Annotated in this window: 20 protein-coding genes; 13 read left to right on the top strand and 7 right to left on the bottom strand. The window is 70.8% G+C overall.

All coding sequences use genetic code 11. The features are described from left to right. The first annotated feature begins 72 nt into the window (after positions 1 to 72). From ACOQPP_RS14015 to ACOQPP_RS14040, 6 genes are all read left to right on the top strand, one after another. On the top strand, positions 73 to 1,068 hold the full coding sequence (locus tag ACOQPP_RS14015; RefSeq protein WP_419165893.1) for a radical SAM protein: 996 nt from the start codon (positions 73 to 75) through the stop codon (positions 1,066 to 1,068). Then, entirely contained in the window at positions 1,058 to 1,861 is an 804-nt protein-coding gene (locus ACOQPP_RS14020; protein WP_420636756.1) for a metallophosphoesterase family protein, read from the top strand. The genes ACOQPP_RS14015 and ACOQPP_RS14020 overlap by 11 nt, the downstream gene beginning before the upstream one ends. A gap of 146 nt (positions 1,862 to 2,007) precedes the next feature. Then, positions 2,008 to 2,847, top strand: coding sequence for a sigma-70 family RNA polymerase sigma factor (locus tag ACOQPP_RS14025; RefSeq protein WP_420636757.1), 840 nt, complete (start codon positions 2,008 to 2,010; stop codon positions 2,845 to 2,847). A gap of 5 nt (positions 2,848 to 2,852) precedes the next feature. Next, positions 2,853 to 3,848 carry a histone deacetylase gene (locus ACOQPP_RS14030; RefSeq protein WP_419165890.1) on the top strand — a complete coding sequence of 332 codons (996 nt, stop codon included), beginning with the start codon at positions 2,853 to 2,855 and terminating at the stop codon, positions 3,846 to 3,848. Between the two features lie 31 nt (positions 3,849 to 3,879). Next, positions 3,880 to 5,115, top strand: coding sequence for a M24 family metallopeptidase (locus tag ACOQPP_RS14035; RefSeq protein ID WP_419165889.1), 1,236 nt, complete (start codon positions 3,880 to 3,882; stop codon positions 5,113 to 5,115). Then, entirely contained in the window at positions 5,112 to 6,149 is a 1,038-nt protein-coding gene (locus tag ACOQPP_RS14040) for a dipeptide epimerase (RefSeq protein ID WP_419165888.1), read from the top strand. The genes ACOQPP_RS14035 and ACOQPP_RS14040 overlap by 4 nt, the downstream gene beginning before the upstream one ends. A 64-nt stretch (positions 6,150 to 6,213) precedes the next feature. Here ACOQPP_RS14040 and ACOQPP_RS14045 read toward each other — a convergent pair whose 3' ends face one another. Then, a complete protein-coding gene (locus ACOQPP_RS14045; protein ID WP_420636758.1) occupies positions 6,214 to 6,336 on the bottom strand; it encodes a hypothetical protein in 123 nt (40 codons plus the stop codon). Positions 6,337 to 6,378: 42 nt separating this feature from the next. Here ACOQPP_RS14045 and ACOQPP_RS14050 point away from each other — a divergent pair, with 42 nt between their 5' ends. Further along, the gene (locus ACOQPP_RS14050) at positions 6,379 to 6,600 is read left to right on the top strand and encodes a hypothetical protein (protein ID WP_420636759.1); all 222 of its coding nucleotides are present in this window, start codon (positions 6,379 to 6,381) and stop codon (positions 6,598 to 6,600) included. On the opposite strand, the gene ACOQPP_RS14055 is transcribed toward ACOQPP_RS14050, so the two are convergent. The 4 genes from ACOQPP_RS14055 to priA form a co-directional block, all read right to left on the bottom strand. Continuing rightward, positions 6,597 to 7,139 (bottom strand): hypothetical protein, encoded by a 543-nt coding sequence (locus ACOQPP_RS14055; protein ID WP_420636760.1) that lies wholly within the window; start codon positions 7,137 to 7,139, stop codon positions 6,597 to 6,599. The genes ACOQPP_RS14050 and ACOQPP_RS14055 overlap by 4 nt on opposite strands. Beyond that, entirely contained in the window at positions 7,087 to 7,914 is an 828-nt protein-coding gene (locus ACOQPP_RS14060) for a hypothetical protein (RefSeq protein ID WP_420636761.1), read from the bottom strand. The genes ACOQPP_RS14055 and ACOQPP_RS14060 overlap by 53 nt, the downstream gene beginning before the upstream one ends. Further along, positions 7,911 to 8,351 (bottom strand): hypothetical protein, encoded by a 441-nt coding sequence (locus ACOQPP_RS14065; RefSeq protein WP_419165885.1) that lies wholly within the window; start codon positions 8,349 to 8,351, stop codon positions 7,911 to 7,913. The genes ACOQPP_RS14060 and ACOQPP_RS14065 overlap by 4 nt, the downstream gene beginning before the upstream one ends. Positions 8,352 to 8,447: 96 nt before the next feature. Further along, entirely contained in the window at positions 8,448 to 10,835 is a 2,388-nt protein-coding gene (gene priA / locus ACOQPP_RS14070; protein ID WP_420636762.1) for a replication restart helicase PriA, read from the bottom strand. A 22-nt stretch (positions 10,836 to 10,857) separates the two neighbouring features. On the opposite strand from priA, the gene ACOQPP_RS14075 reads away from it, so the two are divergent. Together ACOQPP_RS14075 and ACOQPP_RS14080 are read left to right on the top strand one after the other, a co-directional pair. Then, a complete protein-coding gene (locus ACOQPP_RS14075; RefSeq protein WP_419165883.1) occupies positions 10,858 to 11,406 on the top strand; it encodes an HNH endonuclease in 549 nt (182 codons plus the stop codon). A 19-nt stretch (positions 11,407 to 11,425) separates the two neighbouring features. Next, positions 11,426 to 11,962, top strand: coding sequence for a Sec-independent protein translocase subunit TatA/TatB (locus ACOQPP_RS14080; protein WP_419165882.1), 537 nt, complete (start codon positions 11,426 to 11,428; stop codon positions 11,960 to 11,962). Positions 11,963 to 11,971: 9 nt separating this feature from the next. Here ACOQPP_RS14080 and ACOQPP_RS14085 read toward each other — a convergent pair whose 3' ends face one another. Further along, entirely contained in the window at positions 11,972 to 13,459 is a 1,488-nt protein-coding gene (locus ACOQPP_RS14085) for a hypothetical protein (protein WP_419165881.1), read from the bottom strand. Positions 13,460 to 13,610: 151 nt separating this feature from the next. Between ACOQPP_RS14085 and ACOQPP_RS14090 the strand changes: the two genes are divergently transcribed. Genes ACOQPP_RS14090 through ACOQPP_RS14100 form a run of 3 tightly spaced genes read left to right on the top strand, consistent with a single transcriptional unit; the run spans position 13,611 to position 16,268 of the window. After that, positions 13,611 to 14,135 (top strand): (2Fe-2S)-binding protein, encoded by a 525-nt coding sequence (locus tag ACOQPP_RS14090; RefSeq protein ID WP_419165880.1) that lies wholly within the window; start codon positions 13,611 to 13,613, stop codon positions 14,133 to 14,135. Continuing rightward, positions 14,132 to 14,707 (top strand): RidA family protein, encoded by a 576-nt coding sequence (locus tag ACOQPP_RS14095; protein WP_419165879.1) that lies wholly within the window; start codon positions 14,132 to 14,134, stop codon positions 14,705 to 14,707. The genes ACOQPP_RS14090 and ACOQPP_RS14095 overlap by 4 nt, the downstream gene beginning before the upstream one ends. 28 nt (positions 14,708 to 14,735) lie before the next feature. Next, on the top strand, positions 14,736 to 16,268 hold the full coding sequence (locus ACOQPP_RS14100; protein WP_420636763.1) for a serine hydrolase domain-containing protein: 1,533 nt from the start codon (positions 14,736 to 14,738) through the stop codon (positions 16,266 to 16,268). Positions 16,269 to 16,295: 27 nt separating this feature from the next. Here the strand turns inward: ACOQPP_RS14100 and ACOQPP_RS14105 are convergent, their stop codons facing one another. After that, positions 16,296 to 16,886, bottom strand: coding sequence for an OmpH family outer membrane protein (locus ACOQPP_RS14105; protein WP_419165877.1), 591 nt, complete (start codon positions 16,884 to 16,886; stop codon positions 16,296 to 16,298). A 67-nt stretch (positions 16,887 to 16,953) separates the two neighbouring features. Here ACOQPP_RS14105 and ACOQPP_RS14110 point away from each other — a divergent pair, with 67 nt between their 5' ends. Further along, positions 16,954 to 18,522, top strand: a complete 1,569-nt coding sequence (locus tag ACOQPP_RS14110; protein ID WP_419165876.1) for an N-acyl-D-amino-acid deacylase family protein — start codon at positions 16,954 to 16,956, stop codon at positions 18,520 to 18,522. Positions 18,523 to 18,564: the final 42 nt, after the last annotated feature.

Raw genomic sequence — 18,564 nt, forward strand, 5'->3', positions numbered from 1 at the left:
TAGGATCAACAGCCCGTGGCGGGGGTCTTACCACGGGAGATCAGGCACCGGAAACCCGCAGAGGTTCGTCCCATGTCCGGATCGGCACTCCCGATCGATCCGGAGCGAAGCGCCGACCGCGCGCTCCGGATCCACCCGTCGTCGAACGGGGCCGCGCCCTCGAACGGGGCCGCGCCCTCGACCGAGGCGCCCCTGGTGCGGCTCGACCACCTGGACACGCTGTGGTTCCAGGTGTCGGGGACGATCTGCAACCTGCGGTGCGTCCACTGTTTCATCAGCTGTGCCCCCGACAACCGAAGCTTCGAGTTCCTCCCGCTCGCCGAGGTCGAGGCGTGGCTCGCCCGCTCCGAGGGATGGGGCGTGAAGGAGTACTACTTCACCGGCGGCGAGCCCTTCATGCACCCGGACCTCCCCGTCATGCTCGAACGGACGCTGGAGCGGGGGCCGGCCTCGGTCCTGACCAACGGCACGCTGCTCCCGGAGCGAGCTCTCGCGCCGATAGCGCGGGCCGCCCGCGAATCCCGGTACTCGCTCGAGATCCGCGTCTCCGTGGATGGGCCCTCACCCGAGACCAACGACCCGATCCGGGGCGAAGGCACCTTCGCCCGCGCCATGGACGGCGTCCGCAAGCTCCTCGAACGGGGGTTCCTCCCGATCATTACGGCCACGCAGGTGTGGGAGCCGGAACGCGACGAGGAAGTGCGGCAGGCCTTCGTGGCCCGTCTGCGGGACCTCGGCTACGCGAACCCGCGCCTCAAGATCCTTCCCTCGCTCCGGATCGGACGCGAAGCCGAGCGCGCGCGTCCCTACATGGACGAGGAACGGGTCACCGCGGACATGATGGAGGGATACGACGCGAACCAGCTGCTCTGCGCATCGAGCCGCGTGGTGACGAGCCGCGGCGTGTACGCGTGCCCCATCCTGATCGAGACGCCGGATGCGCGACTGGGGTCGACGCTGGAGGAGGCGGCGCGCCCGGTGCGACTGGCCGAATCGGCCTGCCATACCTGCTGGCTGCACGGCGCGATCTGCTCCAATTACGCGGGCATCGGGCAGGATGTCTCCTGAACCGCGCCGCATCGCCGTGTTCGGCGGCGTCTACAGCAACCACCTGGCGCTCGGAGCCGCGATCGAGGACGCGACGGCCCGCGGGGCAGAGGCGCTCTACTGCCTGGGCGATCTGGGCGCCTTCGGTCCGAATCCCGACCGCGTCTTCCCGCTTCTCCTCGATGCGGACGTGCAGGTACTGCGCGGGAACTACGACGACTCGATCGCGCGGGGCCTCGATGACTGCCAGTGCGGATACACCGACCCGCGCGACAACCGCTTCGCCCGACTTTCGTACCGGTACACGTTCCGGAACACGGCGGAAACGTGGCGCCGCTGGCTGGGCCGCCTGCCGGGCGAGATCCGCCTCGAGGTGAACGGCACCCGCGTCCTCATGTGCCACGGCAGCCCCCGCCGCATGAACGAGTTCCTCTGGGAGTCGGCGACCTCGACACAGTTCCTGGCGCACCTGGCCCGGGAACGCGAGGCGGATGTCGTGCTCGCCACCCACACGGGGATCCCCTGGCAGCGGGCGCTCCCGGGCGGCGGGCTGTTCGCCAACGTCGGCGTGCTGGGTCGCCCCGCGAACGACGGGCGGACGGACGTCTGGTACGCGCTGCTCGATTTCGACGCCGCGGACGGGGCATCCCCGTCCGTCGAGTTCGTGCCCCTCGAGTACGACCAGGCGCGCCTCGCCCGAGAGATGCGCGAGGAGGGGCTGCCGGAGGAGTTCGTGCAGACGATCCTGACCGGCTGGTGGACGACGTGTCTCGAGGTTCTGCCTGCCAGGGAACGGGCTCGCGGCCGGTACTGAAGGGCAGCGAGAGGGCTCGTGGCGCCGCCTTTGCCGGGCTGCTCACCCGCTCCTAGCTTCAGGACGTCGCGCGAGGGTCGGGGCGCCGGCACCGGGGGCTCGTTTCCCGGACCGGCATGGATTCGCAAACCGGCGGAAAGTTCCCGATGAATGGCACGGACGCTTCACCCACCGTCCTCGAACTCTACCTCGAGGAACTGGGCCGCTATCCTCTGCTGAGCGCTCGCGAGGAGAGAGAGGCCGCCCGCTCGGCCAGGAGCGGCGGCCGGATCGCCCTCGACCGCCGCGTCCAGGCGAACCTGCGCTTCGTCATCTCCGTCGCCAAGCGATACCGCAACAGGGGGTTGAGCTTCCTCGACCTCGTTCAGGAGGGCAACGTCGGCCTGGTCGTCGCCGCCCGCAAATTCGATCCCGACCAGGGCGTGAAATTCATCAGCTACGCCGTGTGGTGGATTCGCCAGGCGATCCTGGCCGCCCTCGCGCAGCAGGCCCGGTCCGTGCGCCTGCCGCTCAATCGCGCGACGGAGTTGGCGCGCGTGGTCCGTGTGCGCGGCGAACTGCGCCAGAGCCTGGACCGTGAACCCAGAGATGACGAGATCGCCGACGGGGCCGGCCTCGCGGGCCCCACCGTGGAGATGCTGCGGAGGTTGAACACCGCCGCGGTCAGGCTCGACTCGCGGGTCGGCGCCAGCGAAGACAGCGCCCTCGGAGACCGTTTCCTGGCGGATGAGACGAACCTCGAGGAGGTCGTCGAGGCTCGACTCCTCAAGCGGCAGATCGCCGAGAGCCTGCGGCAACTGCGCCCGCGGGACGCTCGCGTCGTGCGCCTCTACTACGGACTGCAGGGCGAGGATCCCCATACGCTGGAGCAGATCGGGCGCCTGCTGGGCGTGACCCGCGAACGGGTCCGGCAGCTCCGCGATCGGGCACTCCGCGAGCTGAGGGACGGGCCCGACGGGAAGATCCTCGCGGGCTACGCAACGTAGAGACCTTGGCGGAACCCCGGCCCGCGACGGACCCGAGACCTGTGGGTCTGTTCCAGCATCCCGCCTGCAGCCGTCACGACACCGGGTGGGGGCACCCCGAACACCAGGGGCGTCTCCGGGCCGTGATGGGCGCGCTCGAGCGGGCGTTGCCCGAACTGCACGGGGACGTCACGCCCGTCGTGCCGGAGCCGGCCGAGGCGGCAGCGCTGGAGCTGGCCCACTCTCCGGGGCACGTCGAGCGGACCCGGTCCAGCTGCGAACGGTCCGTGGAGACAGGCCGGATCCTGCGGCTGGATCCCGACACGCCCGTCTCCCCCGGAAGCTGGGAGGCGGCGCTCGCCGCAGTCGGGTGTGGAGTCGCGGCGGTCGATGCCGTCGTGGACGGTGAGTTCCGCGCCGCCTTCTGTGCCGTGCGTCCCCCCGGGCACCACGCGACGCGGGACCGCGCCATGGGGTTCTGCCTGTTCAACAACATCGCGGTGGCGGCGCGCCACGCGCTGACGCGGCCGGAAATCGAACGCGTGCTCATCGTCGACTGGGACGTCCATCACGGGAACGGTACCCAGGACATCTTCTACGAAGACCCGTCCGTCTTCTTCCTCTCGATGCACCAGCACCCGTTCTATCCCGGCACCGGCATGGCCGACGAGCGGGGACGGGGCGAGGGCGAAGGGACCACGCTGAACCTCCCGATGTCCGCCGGTCTGGCGCCTGAACGCTACGTCGAGACGCTGCTCGACGGCCTGGATCGGGCGTTGGCCCGCTTCGCGCCCGACCTGACGCTGATTTCGGCCGGTTTCGATGCGGGCGCGGAAGATCCGCTGGGCGGCTTCACCCTCTCCGAGGCGGACTTCACCGCCCTGGCGTTCGAAGTCGTGGGACGGACGCGAGCGACCGCCCGGAACCGCGTGGTTTCCTTCCTCGAGGGCGGTTACAATCCCGACGAACTGGGACGAAACGTCGTCTCCCATCTGACGGCCCTCCGCGATGCCACGGCCTGACCCGGTACGAATCAAGCTACGGAGCCTGCCCTTGCCCGATCTCGACGCCACATTCCTGGAGACCGCTTCCCGCGAGTTGAAGAACCGGGGGATCGACGCCTGGCTGTTGTACGACTTCCGGGCCTGCAACGCGCTGGCGGCGGATCTCGTCGGCCTCCCGGAGGGCCAGAAACGCCGCTACTTCGTGCTCATCGCGCCGGGTCGGACGCCGCACGCGCTCATACAGAAGATCGAGGTATCCGGCTGGGGCGGCTGGCCGCACCGGCTCACGAGCTACGTGGGCTGGGACGAGATGGAGACGGAGTTGCGCCGGATGCTGGACGGGATGGATTCGGTGGCCATGGAGGTCAGCCCCCACGATTCGATCCCGTACGTGGACAACGTGCCCGCGGGGGTGGTCGAACTCGTCGAGTCGGTCGGGCCCCGGGTGGTCAGCTCCGTGGACCTGATCTCCGGCACCGCGGCCCAGTGGGGCGCCCGCGGAACCGAACTGCACCACCGCGCGGCCGAGATCCTGGCGCGGACGGCACGGACGGCGTTCGAACTCGCGGCCCGGGCCGCGGGGTTGAGCCCCGAGGCCGATCCCGGGACGGCCGACGCCTTCGAGACCGCCGGCGAGCCGACCCCGGAGACCGAGCACGATCTCGCCGAGTGGATCCGGGCCCGGCTGCGCGCCGAAGGCCTGACCGGGGCGGACACGATCGTCGCGGTGGGACCGAACGCCGCCAAGCCGCACTACGAGCCCCTGGCCGAAGGGTCCGCGACGCTGGCGGCGGAGCGGGTGTTTATGGTCGATCTGTGGGGACGCGTGGCCGGTGAACCCGAGGCCGTCTTCGCCGACCAGACGTGGATGGGCTACCTGGGGCCGGAGCCGCCGGCCGACGTGACCGAGGCCTGGGACGCGGTCGTCGCGGCGCGGGACGCGGCCGTGGACGTCATCCGCGCGAATCCCGGCGCCACCGGGGCGGACGCGGACCGCGCGGCCCGCGACACCCTGGTCGCGCGGGGCTACGGGGACGCCATCTTCCACCGCACGGGGCACGGCATCGACCGCGAACTCCACGGCGTCGGGCCCACCCTCGACAGCATCGAGATGCGCGACGACCGGCGGCTCGTGCCGGGGGTCGGATTCTCCGTCGAACCCGGCGTCTATCTCGAGGGACGGTTCGGGCACCGCACCGAGATCGACGTCTACATGCGCGAAGACGGGCCGGAGGTGACGCCGTCGCGGATCCAGTACAACCTGTGGAGGACGGCCGACGCATGAACATCTCCTGGGAGCCGTTCCACGTCCGAACGGCGCACCCGTTCCGCATCAGCCGCGGCGTGAGGACGGGCGACGATCTGGTCTGGGTGCGGCTGGAGCACGAGGGGATCGAGGGCTGGGGGGAGGCGGATCCCTCCGGCTACTACGGCGAGACCGCCGAGACGGTCGAGGCGGCGCTGCGTAAGCTGGCGCCGCGCATCGAGCAGGTGGAGGATCCGTTCGCGCTCGAGAGCGTCGAGCGCGACCTAGCGGCGCTCCTGGGCCGCAACGGGTCGGCGCGCTGCGCGATCTCCTCCGCGCTCCACGACTGGGTGGGGAAACGCGTCGGGCTCCCGCTGTGGAAGCTCTGGGGTCTGGATCCCGGTGACGCTCCGCTGAGTTCGTTCACGATCGCGCTCGACGAACCCGAGGTCATGGCCGAGCGGACGCGCGCGGCCGAGGCGTGGCCGATCCTCAAGATCAAGCTCGGGAGCGACGACGATGAGGCGCGTCTGAGCGCGGTGCGAGGCGCCGCCCCGGACAAGATCCTGCGCGTGGACGCCAACGCGGCCTGGACGCCGCGGGAAGCGGTCGAGGGGATCGCGATGTGCGCCGAGTACGGCGTCGAGTTCGTCGAGCAGCCGCTCCCGCCGACGGAGAACGACGAACTGGCGTTCGTCCGCGCCCGTGCGGCGCTCCCCATCGTCGTGGACGAATCGAGCATCGTGGCGACCGACATCCCGCGCCTGGACGGGAGCGTGGACGGGATCAACATCAAGCTCGCCAAGTGCGGCGGTCCGAGGGAGGCGCTGCGGATGGTCCACACGGCTCGGGCGTGCGGGCTGAAGGTGATGCTCGGCTGCATGCTGGAGACGAGCCTCGGGATCGCGCCCGCGGCGCACCTCGCGCCGCTCGTGGACTACGCCGACCTGGACGGGGCCGCGCTCCTGCGCTCGGATCCGTTCCGCGGCCCGCATCTCGAGGCGGGACGGGTGGTGCTGCCCGACGCGGCGGGGCTGGGCGTCACTCGGGCCGGGGACGGGGAGCCCGCCTGACACCCGCGGTCGTGGTCAAGATCTGCTGTATCGCGAGTCGGCACGAGGCCGAACTCGCCGCCCGCTACGGGGCGTCCGGGATCGGCCTCGTCTCGGCCATGCCGAGCGGACCGGGAGTCATCGACGAAGCGAAGATCGCCGACATCGTCGCCGGGGCCCCGGCGGGCGTGGCGACGTTCCTGCTCACCTCGTGGACCTCCCCGGCCGGCATCGCGGCCCAGCAGCGCGGGTGGCGCCGGACGCGCTCCGCCGCCTGCGCGATCTACTCCCCGGCGTCTCGCTCGTGCAGGTCGTCCACGTCCGCGACGCCCACGCGATCGATGAGGCGGCCGCCGTCGCGCCGCTGGTCGACGCGATCCTGCTCGACGAGCGGCTCCTGAGACGGTTCATGCGGGAAGTCAAGGAAGCCGGGGGCGGCGAGGCACGGCGGGCCCCCGGCCGGGACGACTAGTCGATAGGGATCCGCGCGCCTCGCAGGCACGCCTGTTCGAGTTCCTCCGACTCCTCCCGGGCGGCGATGCACTCCTCCCGGCGTCCGCTCTCATCCGAGTACAGCCCGAGCAACTGCTCTCCCACCGCCTCGTAGCAGCGCACTTGGGCCCACGGTTCGACGCGCCGGCAGAAGGCGAACCCCTCCGCGGTCGTGGCCGTCACGTCCACGTAGTTCTTGACCAGCCCCACGTAGCACCATTCGCGGAACTCTTCGGGGGACTTGCGGCACTCGAGCAACCCCTCGTCCGGGTCCAGCACCGTGCGGCCGCTGATGTCGCGGCCGAGACTCGCGAAGCAGAGCTCGCGCCAACCCTCGGGGGCATCGAGGCAGGAGGTGCCCGCGTCGGCGACATCGCCTCCGTTGTGCCACAGCATGGCCGACGTCTGCATCATGTAGCAGGCGTTCAGATACTGCTCGTCCAGGACCGAGCACGGATAGTGCGGGTCATCGGCCCGAAGCGCTTCCCACGGCTCGAGCGCCTCGAGCGCCTCGGTCATCGCCATGGCCGCAGGGTCGTGCGCACCGTGCGCCCCGTGCCCGTCCTCCCCTTCGCCCCCGCCTTCGCCCTCTCCCGTCGCCCTCCGCCAGGAGGAGTTCCGAGGCGGGATGATGCGGATCCGTCGCGTTCACCACGTTCTCCATGAACACGCCGCCGTAGCACGACTCCCGGTTCCAGTCGTTCGTCAGGAAGTCACAGCCCTCGAGCGCCATCGGGAGATGGTGCCCGTAGTACATCGTGAGGCCGTGTCCGAGACCGTGCAGGCACTGGAACAGGATCCAGCGGTCCACGGGCTCGCGTTCGAAGGGCCCGCAGAGTTCGACCACCTGTTCCGCATCCGCGGCGCCGGAAGCGATGAAGTGCGACTGCACGACGCCGTGGTAGCACCCCGACTGAAAGAGCACCGTGCACTCGCTGAACACATCCTCGAACGGGGTTTCGGGCGAGTAGGCCTCGATCCCGATCGCGTGCGTGTACACATGCCCCTGCGCCTCGACGGACAGGTCGCCGACCGCGACCGTCTCCAGCATCCCGAGCGCGGGGCCGACTCCGGCCCGATCGAGTTCGTCGAGCAGGTGGCGCTCGTAGCAGGCCTGCTTCTCGTCGTGCTGCAGGGAACGACACTCCTCGAAGGCGGCCCGTGCCTCCGCGGAGGCGCCGGGTGGAAGCGACCGGCCGCCGCACCCCGCGAGCACGAGGACCAGCGTCAGGGCCGAAGCCAGCCGCGAAGCGAACACGACGCCCGTCCCAGGCCTGGATCGGGAGACGATCACGCGGCTTCGATGCGCAGCGTCACCCGCCAGTCGCTCATCATCTCCGGGTCGTCATCGTCGTCGTCGTCCCCGGTGTCCTCCCCCGGCCCGTAGGCGCCCAGCCAGTCGGCGGCCGGACCCTTGAACTCGCGCTCGTACGTGGTCAGGAAGTCGTTTCCGCCGAAGCGGTCTTCCTCTTCGCCCTTCAGTTCGACCGACAGGTGATCGGTGACTTCTCCCTCGAAGATCACCCAGTTCAGGACGGCCCGGTTGAAGACCGGCTCCTCAGAGATCTTCATGTGTCCCTTGGCGGGATACCGCCGTTCGACGGAAGGGCCGCCATCGCTCGAAACACTGGACCAGAAGATGAATTCGCCGATCTTGTCCACATCCAGACTATCGAGAATCTGGACCGCCCGAACCGTGACCCGGATCTTCCGGGTGCTCGCCTCGCTCATGGTCGCTCCTGCGCAGGAAGGGAATTCAACCGCATAACTTGCATGGCCCCTGGGCCTGCAAACAAGCCGCCCCCCGGCCCGGATTCCGCCGCCGGGTCAGAGCAGCGCTTCCGGGTCGCGGTCGATCTCCAGACGCAACCCCGACCCGGGCTGCCCCCGCCGCTCCCCGAGGAAGCGAAGGACCCCCCCCAGCGTCCCGGCGCGGTCGGCCTTGAGCAGGAAATGCCACCGCCACCGTTTCCTGAGCCGATCGATCGGGCAGGGGGCCGGCCCTATGACGTCGATCCCCTCCAGCCGCCGGTCCCGAATCAGCGCGCGCGTCCACTCGGAGAGTGCCTCCGCCGCGTCAACGACCCGCGATTCGTCCGTCCCGGATACGACGAGATTCGCGAGCCGGCGGTGAGGCGGGTATCCCGGTTCGCGCCGGTCCCCGAGTTCGCGCGACGCGAAACCGACGTAGTCGTGCGCGGCGGCGGCGGTCAGCGCGTAGTGCCCGGGACGCGACGTCTGGACGAGGACCTCACCCGGCGTGTCGCCGCGCCCGGCCCGTCCGGCGACTTGCTCGAGGAGCTGGAAGGTGCGTTCGCTGGCGCGGAAATCCGGCAGATGCAGGCCCACGTCCGCGTTGATCACACCGACGAGGGTGACGTGCGGGAAGTCGAGACCCTTGGCGATCATCTGCGTCCCGAGGAGGATATCCACCTCCCGGCGACGGAACGCCTCGAGGATCTCGGCATGCGCCCACTTGGATCCGGTCGTGTCGAGATCCATGCGCGCGAGTCCCGCGCTCGGGAACAGCTCGCCGACGCGCCGCTCGACCTGCTCGGTCCCGACCCCCGCGTACCCCGGCGTGGGCGCGCCGCAGTTGTCGCACCGGTCGGGCGGCGGCGCGGTGGACCCGCAATGGTGACAGACGAGCTGGCGGCGTCTCCGGTGATAAGTGAGCGTGACGGAGCAGGCGTCACAGCTCCACACGTGACCGCACGCGGCGCATTCCGCGAAGGAGGCATAGCCCCGCCGGTTGAGGAAGAGGATCGTCTGCTCCCCCCGTTCGAGCCGGACATCGATCGCGTCGCGCAGGCGGCGGGAGAAGATCCGGGGGCCCGCGTCGGCGTCGGCGGGCGCCTCGTCCTCCGCAGCGGCCCGCAGGTCGACGAGTGCGACCGGCGGCAGCCCGTGGCCGGTGACGCGCTCCTCGAGTTCGAGCAGGTGGTATCGTCCCTCGCGCGCGTTCGCCCAGCTCTCGAGCGCCGGCGTCGCGGAGCCGAGGACGCACAGGGCCCCTTCCATGCGGGCGCGCATCACCGCGACGGAGCGGGCGTGATAGCGCGGGACATCGGACTGCTTGTAGCTGCTCTCGTGCTCCTCGTCGACGATGATCGCCCCCAGCCTCCGGACCGGCGCGAAGACGGCCGACCGGGGACCGATCGCGATGCGTTTCCTCCCTTCGCGCAGGCCGCGCCAGGCGTCGAACCTCTCCCCGCGCGACAGACCGGAGTGCAGGACGGCGACGGCGTCGCCGAACCGGGCGCGGAAGCGCCGCACCATCTGAGGCGTGAGCGCGATCTCCGGGACGAGGAAGATCCCCGAGCGGCCCCTCGCGAGCTGTCGCTCGAGCACATCGAGATAGATCACGGTCTTCCCCGACCCCGTCACGCCGCGCAGGAGCGCGACCTCCCCGCCGTCGACCGCGCCGAGCCGCTCGAGCGCCGCCACGACCCGTTCCTGGGCCGGGGTCAGGGTGATCGGCCTCTCGGGCTCGACCGGCCCGCCGAACGGGTCGCGCTCCACTTCCCGTTCCACGATCTCGGCGACCCCGCGGGTGACGAGCCCGTTCAGCACGGAGCGGCCGAATCCGAGCTGCTTCGTGAGGTGGCGCAGCGCGGCCTGTCCCCCCGCGGCCTCGAGCGTTTCGTAGAGTTCGCGCTGGCGGTGGGCGTGGCCGAACAGACGCTCACGCTCGGTCAGCGTCTTCAGTTCGCGAGCCAGCTTGAGGACGCGTTCGGTCCGTACGCCGGGGCTCGCATCGCCGCGCCCCGAGCGGCCGACGAGCAGGCCCGGGGGGAGCGCCGCCTTCAGGACCGCCCCCAGCGGCGCCACGTAATAGTCGGCGATCCAGCGGCCCAGTTCGAGCACGGCCGCATCGACGACCGGCGTCTTGTCGAGGACGGCGCGAAGGTCGCGGAGGCGCGGCCGCCGCGTCCGGTCTTCCCTGAGCCCCATGCGGTCCACGACACCCAACTCGACCCCGCCGCCGAGCGGCACCCGCACGCGGACGCCCGGGGTCACGGCGCCGACGAGCGAGGCCGGAATCGAATAGGCGAGCGTGCCGAGGAAAGTCCGCGCCACCGCCACTTCGCACACTCCGGCGGAACTCACCGCCCGCGTGGCCGTGCGAATCCGGTCATCGCCGGACGCCTCGCCGGGCGGTTTGCCGGGCAGGTTGCTTGACACGCTGCGGCCGGGTTGCTTGTTTTTCGCCACGAACTCCAACGGGGAGTCACTCATGGGCTGCCTGGCCCTGAACGCTTCATATGAGCCGCTGACGATCATCCCGGTCCGGCGCGCCGTCCGCCTCATCATCGACCGGAAGGCCGACGCCCTGGAGGTGGATTCGGCACGTCCGATCCGTTCCGAGCGCGTCCGCATGGACACGCCCGTCGTCATCCGGCTCGCGCGCTACATCCAGATCCCGCGCCGTTTCCGCCGCCAGGTCACGAACACGTTCCTGTTCGCGCGCGACGCATACCGCTGTCAGTACTGCGGCCGTCACCGGCAGGCGCTGGGCTACCGCGAGTCGCTGACCCGCGATCACGTCAAGCCTCTCTCGCGTGGGGGAGACAACGGGTGGCGGAACGTGGTCACCGCCTGCAGCAAGTGCAACCTGAAGAAGGCGGACCGGCTCCCGGGCGAGTGCGGGTTCGCGCTGCTCGCCGAGCCGCGGGAACCGAATCACGTCGAGCTGATCTGGGCAGTGCGACGCGTCACGCCGGTGCAGGCGAAGTATATCGGCACGTTCTACGGCAAGGACGTGCTGAAGGCGCTCGCACCCTGAACCGCGCGCGGCCGGCCCGATGCTGATCGAATTCGGATTCGGATTCGGCGAGGTCCTCTTCATCGCGATGCTGGTGCTCATCGTGTTCGGACCGCGCCGCCTCCCGGAGATCACCCGCACGATCGGGAAGGGGATCCGCGAGTTCCGGAAGGGGATGAACGAGATCCAGCGCGAACTCGAGGCGGCGGGCCGCGAGACGCAGTGGAAATCCCCGCCCGCCCCGCCGAAGCCGGGGGCGGCAGCGAGCGGCGCCACCATCGCCGGGACCGTCGCCACGGCGAGCGGGGGTGCGGACGAGGAGGACGCGGACACGGACGACGGCGCCGCCGAAGCCGGCACGGACGAAACGGCCGGGGCCGTGGTCGAGGAGCAGGCGCCACCCGTCCCCCGGGACATGGTCGATCCCGCGGAGGAGTTCATCGATCCCTGGTCGACGGACTCCTCGCGCCCGAACTTCGCTCCGAAACCGCGCCCGGAGCCGGTGATCGCCCCTCCCACCACCGAGCCCGCCGACGCCCCGTCGGCGACGCCCGCCGAGGACGCCCCGAAGGACTGAACGGGTCCGCTATCCGCCGACGAGTCCCCGGTAGCGCCGGTTGTCGCCTTCCAGCGCCCGTAGCAGTTCCAGCGCCGACACGCCGGTACCCTCGGCGAGATCCGGGAAGCCACGGTCCACGATACGCGCCCGCGGCTTCCCGTCCGGCGACTCGCCTGACGCTCTGAACTCGACCTCGACCCGTCGGCCGCGCTCGCAGGGGGCGCACAGCACGGCGTCTTCGGCGGCGGCCCCATCGACGGACCACGAACCCTCCAGGCCCCGAACCGTGAAGCCGGCGAGGGCGTCGGGAACCCGCAACTGGCCGCGCCATATGCCGTCCGGGCCGGCCGCGAGGCCCAGATCGAGCGGCCCGTGCAGGGCCTGCAGCACCGGCGCCGCGGGCATGCGGCCTTCGCCTTCGGCGTCACCGTCCCGCCAGCGGAACTCCGCCCGCATCCCGTTCTCGCGCAGCGCCGCCTCGCGGAGCGACCGGAACGGCAGGGAGCCGTTGAAGGAGACCGGGCTGCCCGGCCGGAGATCGCTACCCGCCCCGACAAACGACGCGTCGCCCAGGCGCAGTTCGACCGATCCGTCGCGCGGCGCGGGCTCCCTGACTTCCGGGCGGCCCAGCAGCGTCGCGATCATGCTCGCGCGCATCCCTTCCGGGTCCGTGGGGCCCGTGTCATCGTCGCCCGCGGCTTCCCCGGGGGGGCCAGCGCCGCCCCGGCGCGGGGCGTCGAACGGACTCGCCGGCGGACCCCCGGGTCGCGGCGCCCCCGGTCGCTGGACCCCCGGGGCATCCACGGCGGTGCCCGCGTCGCCACCCTCGCGACCCCAGCTCGCGAGGTCGTAACGGATCGCGGCCTCGAGGTCCTCCCGGCCGGGGTTCCAGGCGAGCGCCGTCACGCGCGGTGCCGAGACGGTCACGGCGCCCTCGGGGTAGTTCCGCCGCATGCCGGGGGGACGGGACGCCTGCACGGCCACCCGGACCGAGGCGGGGGCGTTCCGCTGATTCGGTCCCGTCTCGTGCGACAGGGTCGCCGAGAGCGACCGGTCGCACCCGGGCTCCCCGTCGAGGACGACGAGCAGCGTGTTCCAGCCGCTCGCCAGCCGCACCTCGCGGGGGCGCGCCGCTTCCGGGAGCGTCTGGCCGTTCAGCCACGTCTGGAGTCCCGCGCAGGGCTCGACTCCCAGCGCCAGCCGGACATCCGTGTCGGACGCCGCCTTCAGATACGCGTGGGCGAGGGTGGCCTCGCCGGGGTCCGTCCACTCCGCGAAGTCGAACCGCGCCTCCCCGTCGCGGCGGACCAGACTCCAGATACCGGAATCCGTCTCGAGATTGCGGTCCGGGAACCGGTCGGCGGCCGACTCGGGCAGCGGGTCCTCGCCCGCCTCGACTTCCGTGCTCGACACCAGCCAGCGATCGACCGGGATCTCCTGGGCTTCCGCAGCGGCGGGCGCCAGGGCGCCGACTCCCGCGGCGGAGAGCAGGATCGCGCGTATGTACCGGGACACCATCGCACCTCCCGTCCGCAGAAAGGCGGCGCATCCGCCTCCCATCTCCCGAACCTCTAAAGCGGCCACCCCGCTCGCGCAAACGGGATGCGTACGCCGCCCCGGTCCCGTCGGTTGCCGGCCGTGACTCGCCCGCTCAACATTGCGCGTCATGCATACGGTGGTGGAACTGCGGGTGAACGGAGACCGGCGCACGGTCGGCGTGCCCTCTCACTACACCCTTCTCGAGACCCTCCGCTACGCCCTCGGCCTCACGGGATCGAAGCAGGGTTGCGACAAGGGCGATTGCGGCGCCTGCACGGTGCTGCGCGACGGGGAGGCCGTGCTCTCCTGCATCATGCCGGTGCACGAGGCCGTCGGCCACGAGATCACGACGGTCGAGGGGCTCGCGGACGGACCCGAACCCCACCCGCTCCAGGACGCCTTCGATCTCACGGGAGGGGCGCAATGCGGCTTCTGCACGCCGGGCATCCTCTGCTCGGCCCATGGACTGCTGACCCGCGACCCGGACCCCGCTCGCGAGGATGTCGCGCGGGCGCTGTCGGGCAATCTCTGCCGCTGCACGGGCTACACGAAGATCTTCGAAGCCGTGGAGATCGCGGCCGAAGCCCTGCGCACCGGCGTGGCGCCCGAGGAGATCGTCTCCCGCCGGCACGACCCGCCGGGGACCGCATGACCTCGCGCCTCCCGCCGCGGTGCCGCGCGGGGGCGGGCCGGAGCGCCGCCTCCCCGCTCGCGGGCGTCTTCGCCCTCCTGCTCGGGGCTTCCGGCGTCGCCGGCCAGACCCCCGAGGAACGGCTCGCGGAACTCGGGATCGAACTCCCCGCCCCGGACGCGCCGACGGCCAACTTCGTGAAGGCGGTGACGACGGGGAATCTCGTCTTCCTCGCGGGCCACGGCCCCTGCGGCGGCCTCGACGAGACCAACACGGGGAAGGTCGGGCTCGACCACACGGTCGAGGAGGGCTACGCGATCGCGCGCCGGGTCGGCGTCTGCCTGCTCGCCTCCCTCGCCCGCGAGATCGGCGACCTGTCTCGCGTGAAGCGGATCGTCCGCGTGTTCGGGATGGTCAACACGCCTCCGGATTTCACGCAGCATTCGCAGGTCATCAACGGTTGCTCCGACCTCATGGAGCGGGTGTTCGGCCCCGCGATCTCGAAGCACGCGCGCGCCGCCGTGGGGATGGCATCCCTTCCCCGCGACCAGTCCGTGGAGATCGAGATGCTGGTGGAACTCCACGATCCCTAGGCCAACGGCGGATCGTGGAGGCGTGGCGATGAGCGGGTGCGGGCGGATGCTCGCACCGGCGGGCGCACGGATCGCCGGGGCCGGCGCATGCGTTGCCGTGGCGCTGCTCGTCGCGGCGTGCGGCGGAACCGAAGGCCCGCCCTCCTCCTCCTCCGCCCTCGCGCGCGGGATCGACGCGGTGTTCGCCGACCTCGACCGGCCGGGATCGCCGGGCGCCTCGGTGTCCGTCATCCGGGACGGCGAGATCATCCATTCGCGCGGCTACGGCTACGCCCAGATCGAACACGGCGTCCCCGTCACGCCCCGCACGGTGTTCCATGTCGCCTCGGTGTCGAAGCAGTTCACGGCGATGTCCGTGACCATGCTCGCGGCCGAGGGGGCGCTCTCCCTCGACGACCCCGTGCAGGCGCAGCTCGATTTCGTCCCGGAGTTCGAGCATCCCGTCACCGTGCGCCAGATGATCCACCACACGAGCGGGATCCGCGACCAGTGGCAACTGCTCGGCATCTCCGGATGGCGCCTCGACGACGTCATCACGACGGAGCAGATCCTGCGCCTCATGTCGCGCCAGCGCGAACTCAACTTCGTGCCCGGGTCGGAGTACCTCTACTCCAACATGGGCTACACCCTCCTCGCGCAGACGGCGGCAGAGGTCAGCGGCATGTCCTTCGCCGAATTCACCGCGTCGAGGATCTTCCGTCCGCTCGGGATGGAGCGGACGCATTTCCACGACGACCACGAACACATGGTTCCCGACCGGGCCTATTCCTACCGGCCGTTCCCGACGGACGAGGACAACGGGGAGGACGGTAGTGGGGAGGAGACGGACACGGAGTACACCAAGGCGGTCCTCAGCTACGCGAACGCGGGCGCGACGAGCCTGTTCACGACGGCGGACGACCTCGCGCGCTGGCTCGACAACTTCCGGCACGAGACGGTCGGCGGTGCGCGCGTGATGGAGATGGTGAAGACGCGCGGCATCCTCAACGGCGGGGACACGATCCCCTATGCGCACGGCCTCGCCATCGGGGAGCACCGGGGGCTGCAAACCATCGGGCACGGGGGCGCCGACGCGGGCTTCCGGAGTCAGGTGAACTGGTATCCCGAGGTGGACGTGGGGGTCGTCGTCCTCACGAACGTCGCGAACGGCAACCCGGGGGGACGGGCGCGGCAGGTGGCGGAGGTCGTCCTGGCCGGAGTCTTCCCCGAGGAAGCGCCGGAGGAGGAAGAGGATCAGCCCGCCTCGCCGGCCGATTCCACGTCGTTCCCGGCCCCCGACGCGGCCACGCCGGGGGGATACGCGGGCAGCTACTACAGCCCGGAACTCGACGCGCTATACCACCTCGAGGCGACGGAGGACGGGCTCGTGGCGCGCCACATACGACACGGCGACATCGTCCTCGAACCGAGCGCCCGCGACGAATTCGTCACGGATCGCTGGTTCATGCGCGAGGTACGCTTCGAGCGCGCGCCGGACGGCGCGGTGGCGGAGATGCGGGTCAGCGGCGGTCGGGTCCGGAATCTGCTCTTCGTGAAGCTTCCCGGTCCCCTTCCCGGCTGACCGGGTCTGCTACGGCGAGCCCGCCTGCTACGGCGAGCCGGCCTCCAGGCGCTCGATGGCGAGTTGCGTGAGGTCGATGCGCTCGCTGAAGAAGAGGATGATCGGGCTCGTCGAATTCAGCACGAGATCGTAGCCGAGATCCGACTGGATCGCCGCGATCACGGGGCCGATTTCCTCCCGGATCCGGGCTTGGCCCTCGCCCTGGAGCACCGTCGCCTCTTCCTGCTTGTCCTGCTGAAAGCGCTGAAACTCGGTTAGGGCGTCCTGGTACTCGCGCTCGAGCACCCGCCGTTCCTCGACGGAAAGGCTGTCCGCCTCGGCGATGCGCGCCTCGATCTCGCGCACCGTCTCCTGCCGGGCCTGAAGCTCGATCAGGACCTCCTCCTGAAACGCCGCCAGTTCCTGCTGAAACGCCTGGCCGGCGGGGGACTGAAGCGCGACGGCGTCGACGTTGATGACGCCGACCTTGAGCGGCGTCTCCCCGACCGCTTCGGCCTGCGCGGCCAACGCCGCGGGCGTCGCCAAGGCGACTGTCGCCACGGCGGCCACAACAAGCAGGCGTGCGGACCCGCGTTCGATCGAGGCCGAGGATCCGGCCGGAGTTGCATATCTTCCCATCGGTTCTCCCTCTATTCTTCCCTTGTCTCACCGGGGTCCGGCTCACGGCGGGAGAAAGTAACGCGATATGCCTGATCGAACGAAGCACGACGTTGTCCGCGGGCGCGGCCACCCCTTGCCGGCGGCGCTGGTACTCGCGGCCACAGCGGGGTTCGGGGCGGCGCATGAGGTCGGCGCGCAGGCGGCGTCGGACGCTCCGGCGGAAGCGGCCACGGTCCTGTTCACGAACGCGACGATCATCGACGGGACGGGTGCCCCGGGTTACGTCGGCGACCTCCTCATCGAGGCGGGCCGGATCGCGGCCGTGGGCGCGCCGGGCTCCATTGACGCCCCGCCGAGCGTTGAGCGTCGGGATCTGGGCGGGTTCGTGCTCGCGCCGGGCTTCATCGACATCCACAACCACTCCACGACCCGCCTGTTCGACTCGCCGCTGGCCACGACGCAACTCGCGCAGGGGATCACGACGATCGTCGTCGGAGCGGACGGCTCCTCGCCGTGGCCGATCTCCGACTACCTCGAACGAATCGACGAACTCCGGCCCACGGTGGACGTCGCGACGCTCGTCGGACACGGGACCGTGCGCGGGGCCGTGCTGGGGGACGAGTATCGCCGCACCGCGACCGACGCCGAGATCGCGGACATGACGGTGCGCGTTGAGCGCGGCATGCGGGAGGGCGCGTTCGGCTTCTCGAGCGGGCTCGAGTACGACCCCGGCTTCTATGCCTCCACCGGCGAACTCATCGCGTTGGCCCGGGCCGCCGCGGACCGCGGCGGCTTCTACATGTCGCATATGCGGGACGAGGAGGAGGGACTCCTCGATGCGGTCGACGAAGCCATCCGCATCGGTCGCGAGGCGGGCCTCCCCGTGCAGATCTCCCACATAAAGGCGGGGAACGCCTCCGTGTGGGGGCGCGCGCCGGATGTGCTGGAGCGGATCCGGGAGGCGAACGAGGCGGGCCTCGACGTGACGGCGGATCAGTATCCGTACGCGGCCTGGCAGTCGGGGCTCGCCATCGTGGTCCGCTCGAGGATGTTCTCGAACCCCGACTCCGTGGCGAAGGGGATCGAGGCCGCCGGGGGAGGGGGCCGGCTCCAGATCGTCGCCTTCGAGCCCGAGCCGGAACTGAACGGGCTCAGGCTGGACGAGATCGCCCGGCTCAAGGAGATGACCGAGGTCGAAGCCTATATGTGGATCATGGAGAACGGCGGCTCGGGGCTCATCGGCCACACCATGAACGAAGACGACGTCGACACCTTCATGGCGTCGGAGTGGGTGATGACGGCGAGCGACGGCGGCGTCCGCAGCGCGCACCCGCGCGGCGCCGGGACCTTCCCGCGCGTGCTGGGCCACTACGCCCGGGAGCGGGGCATCCTGACGCTGGAGCGGGCGGTGGCGCGCGCGACCTCGATGCCGGCGCGGCGGCTGGGACTCGCGGACCGCGGGGTGCTGCGCGCCGGAGCCCGGGCGGACCTGACGATCTTCGACCCGGAACGCGTGATCGACCGCTCGACCTTCGACTACGGGACCCGGCAGGCGACGGGCATCGAGAGCGTGTGGCTCGGCGGCGTCGAGACGTGGTCCGCCGGGGCGCCGACCGGCGCCCGCCCGGGCCGCGCCGTGCGCCGCGCGCCCTGACGCCAAGAGTTCAAGGTGGCGAGTCCCTCTCTGAAGGATACC

The sequence above is a fragment of the Candidatus Palauibacter sp. genome, from assembly GCF_965222475.1.
GTDB lineage: Bacteria > Gemmatimonadota > Gemmatimonadetes > Palauibacterales > Palauibacteraceae > Palauibacter.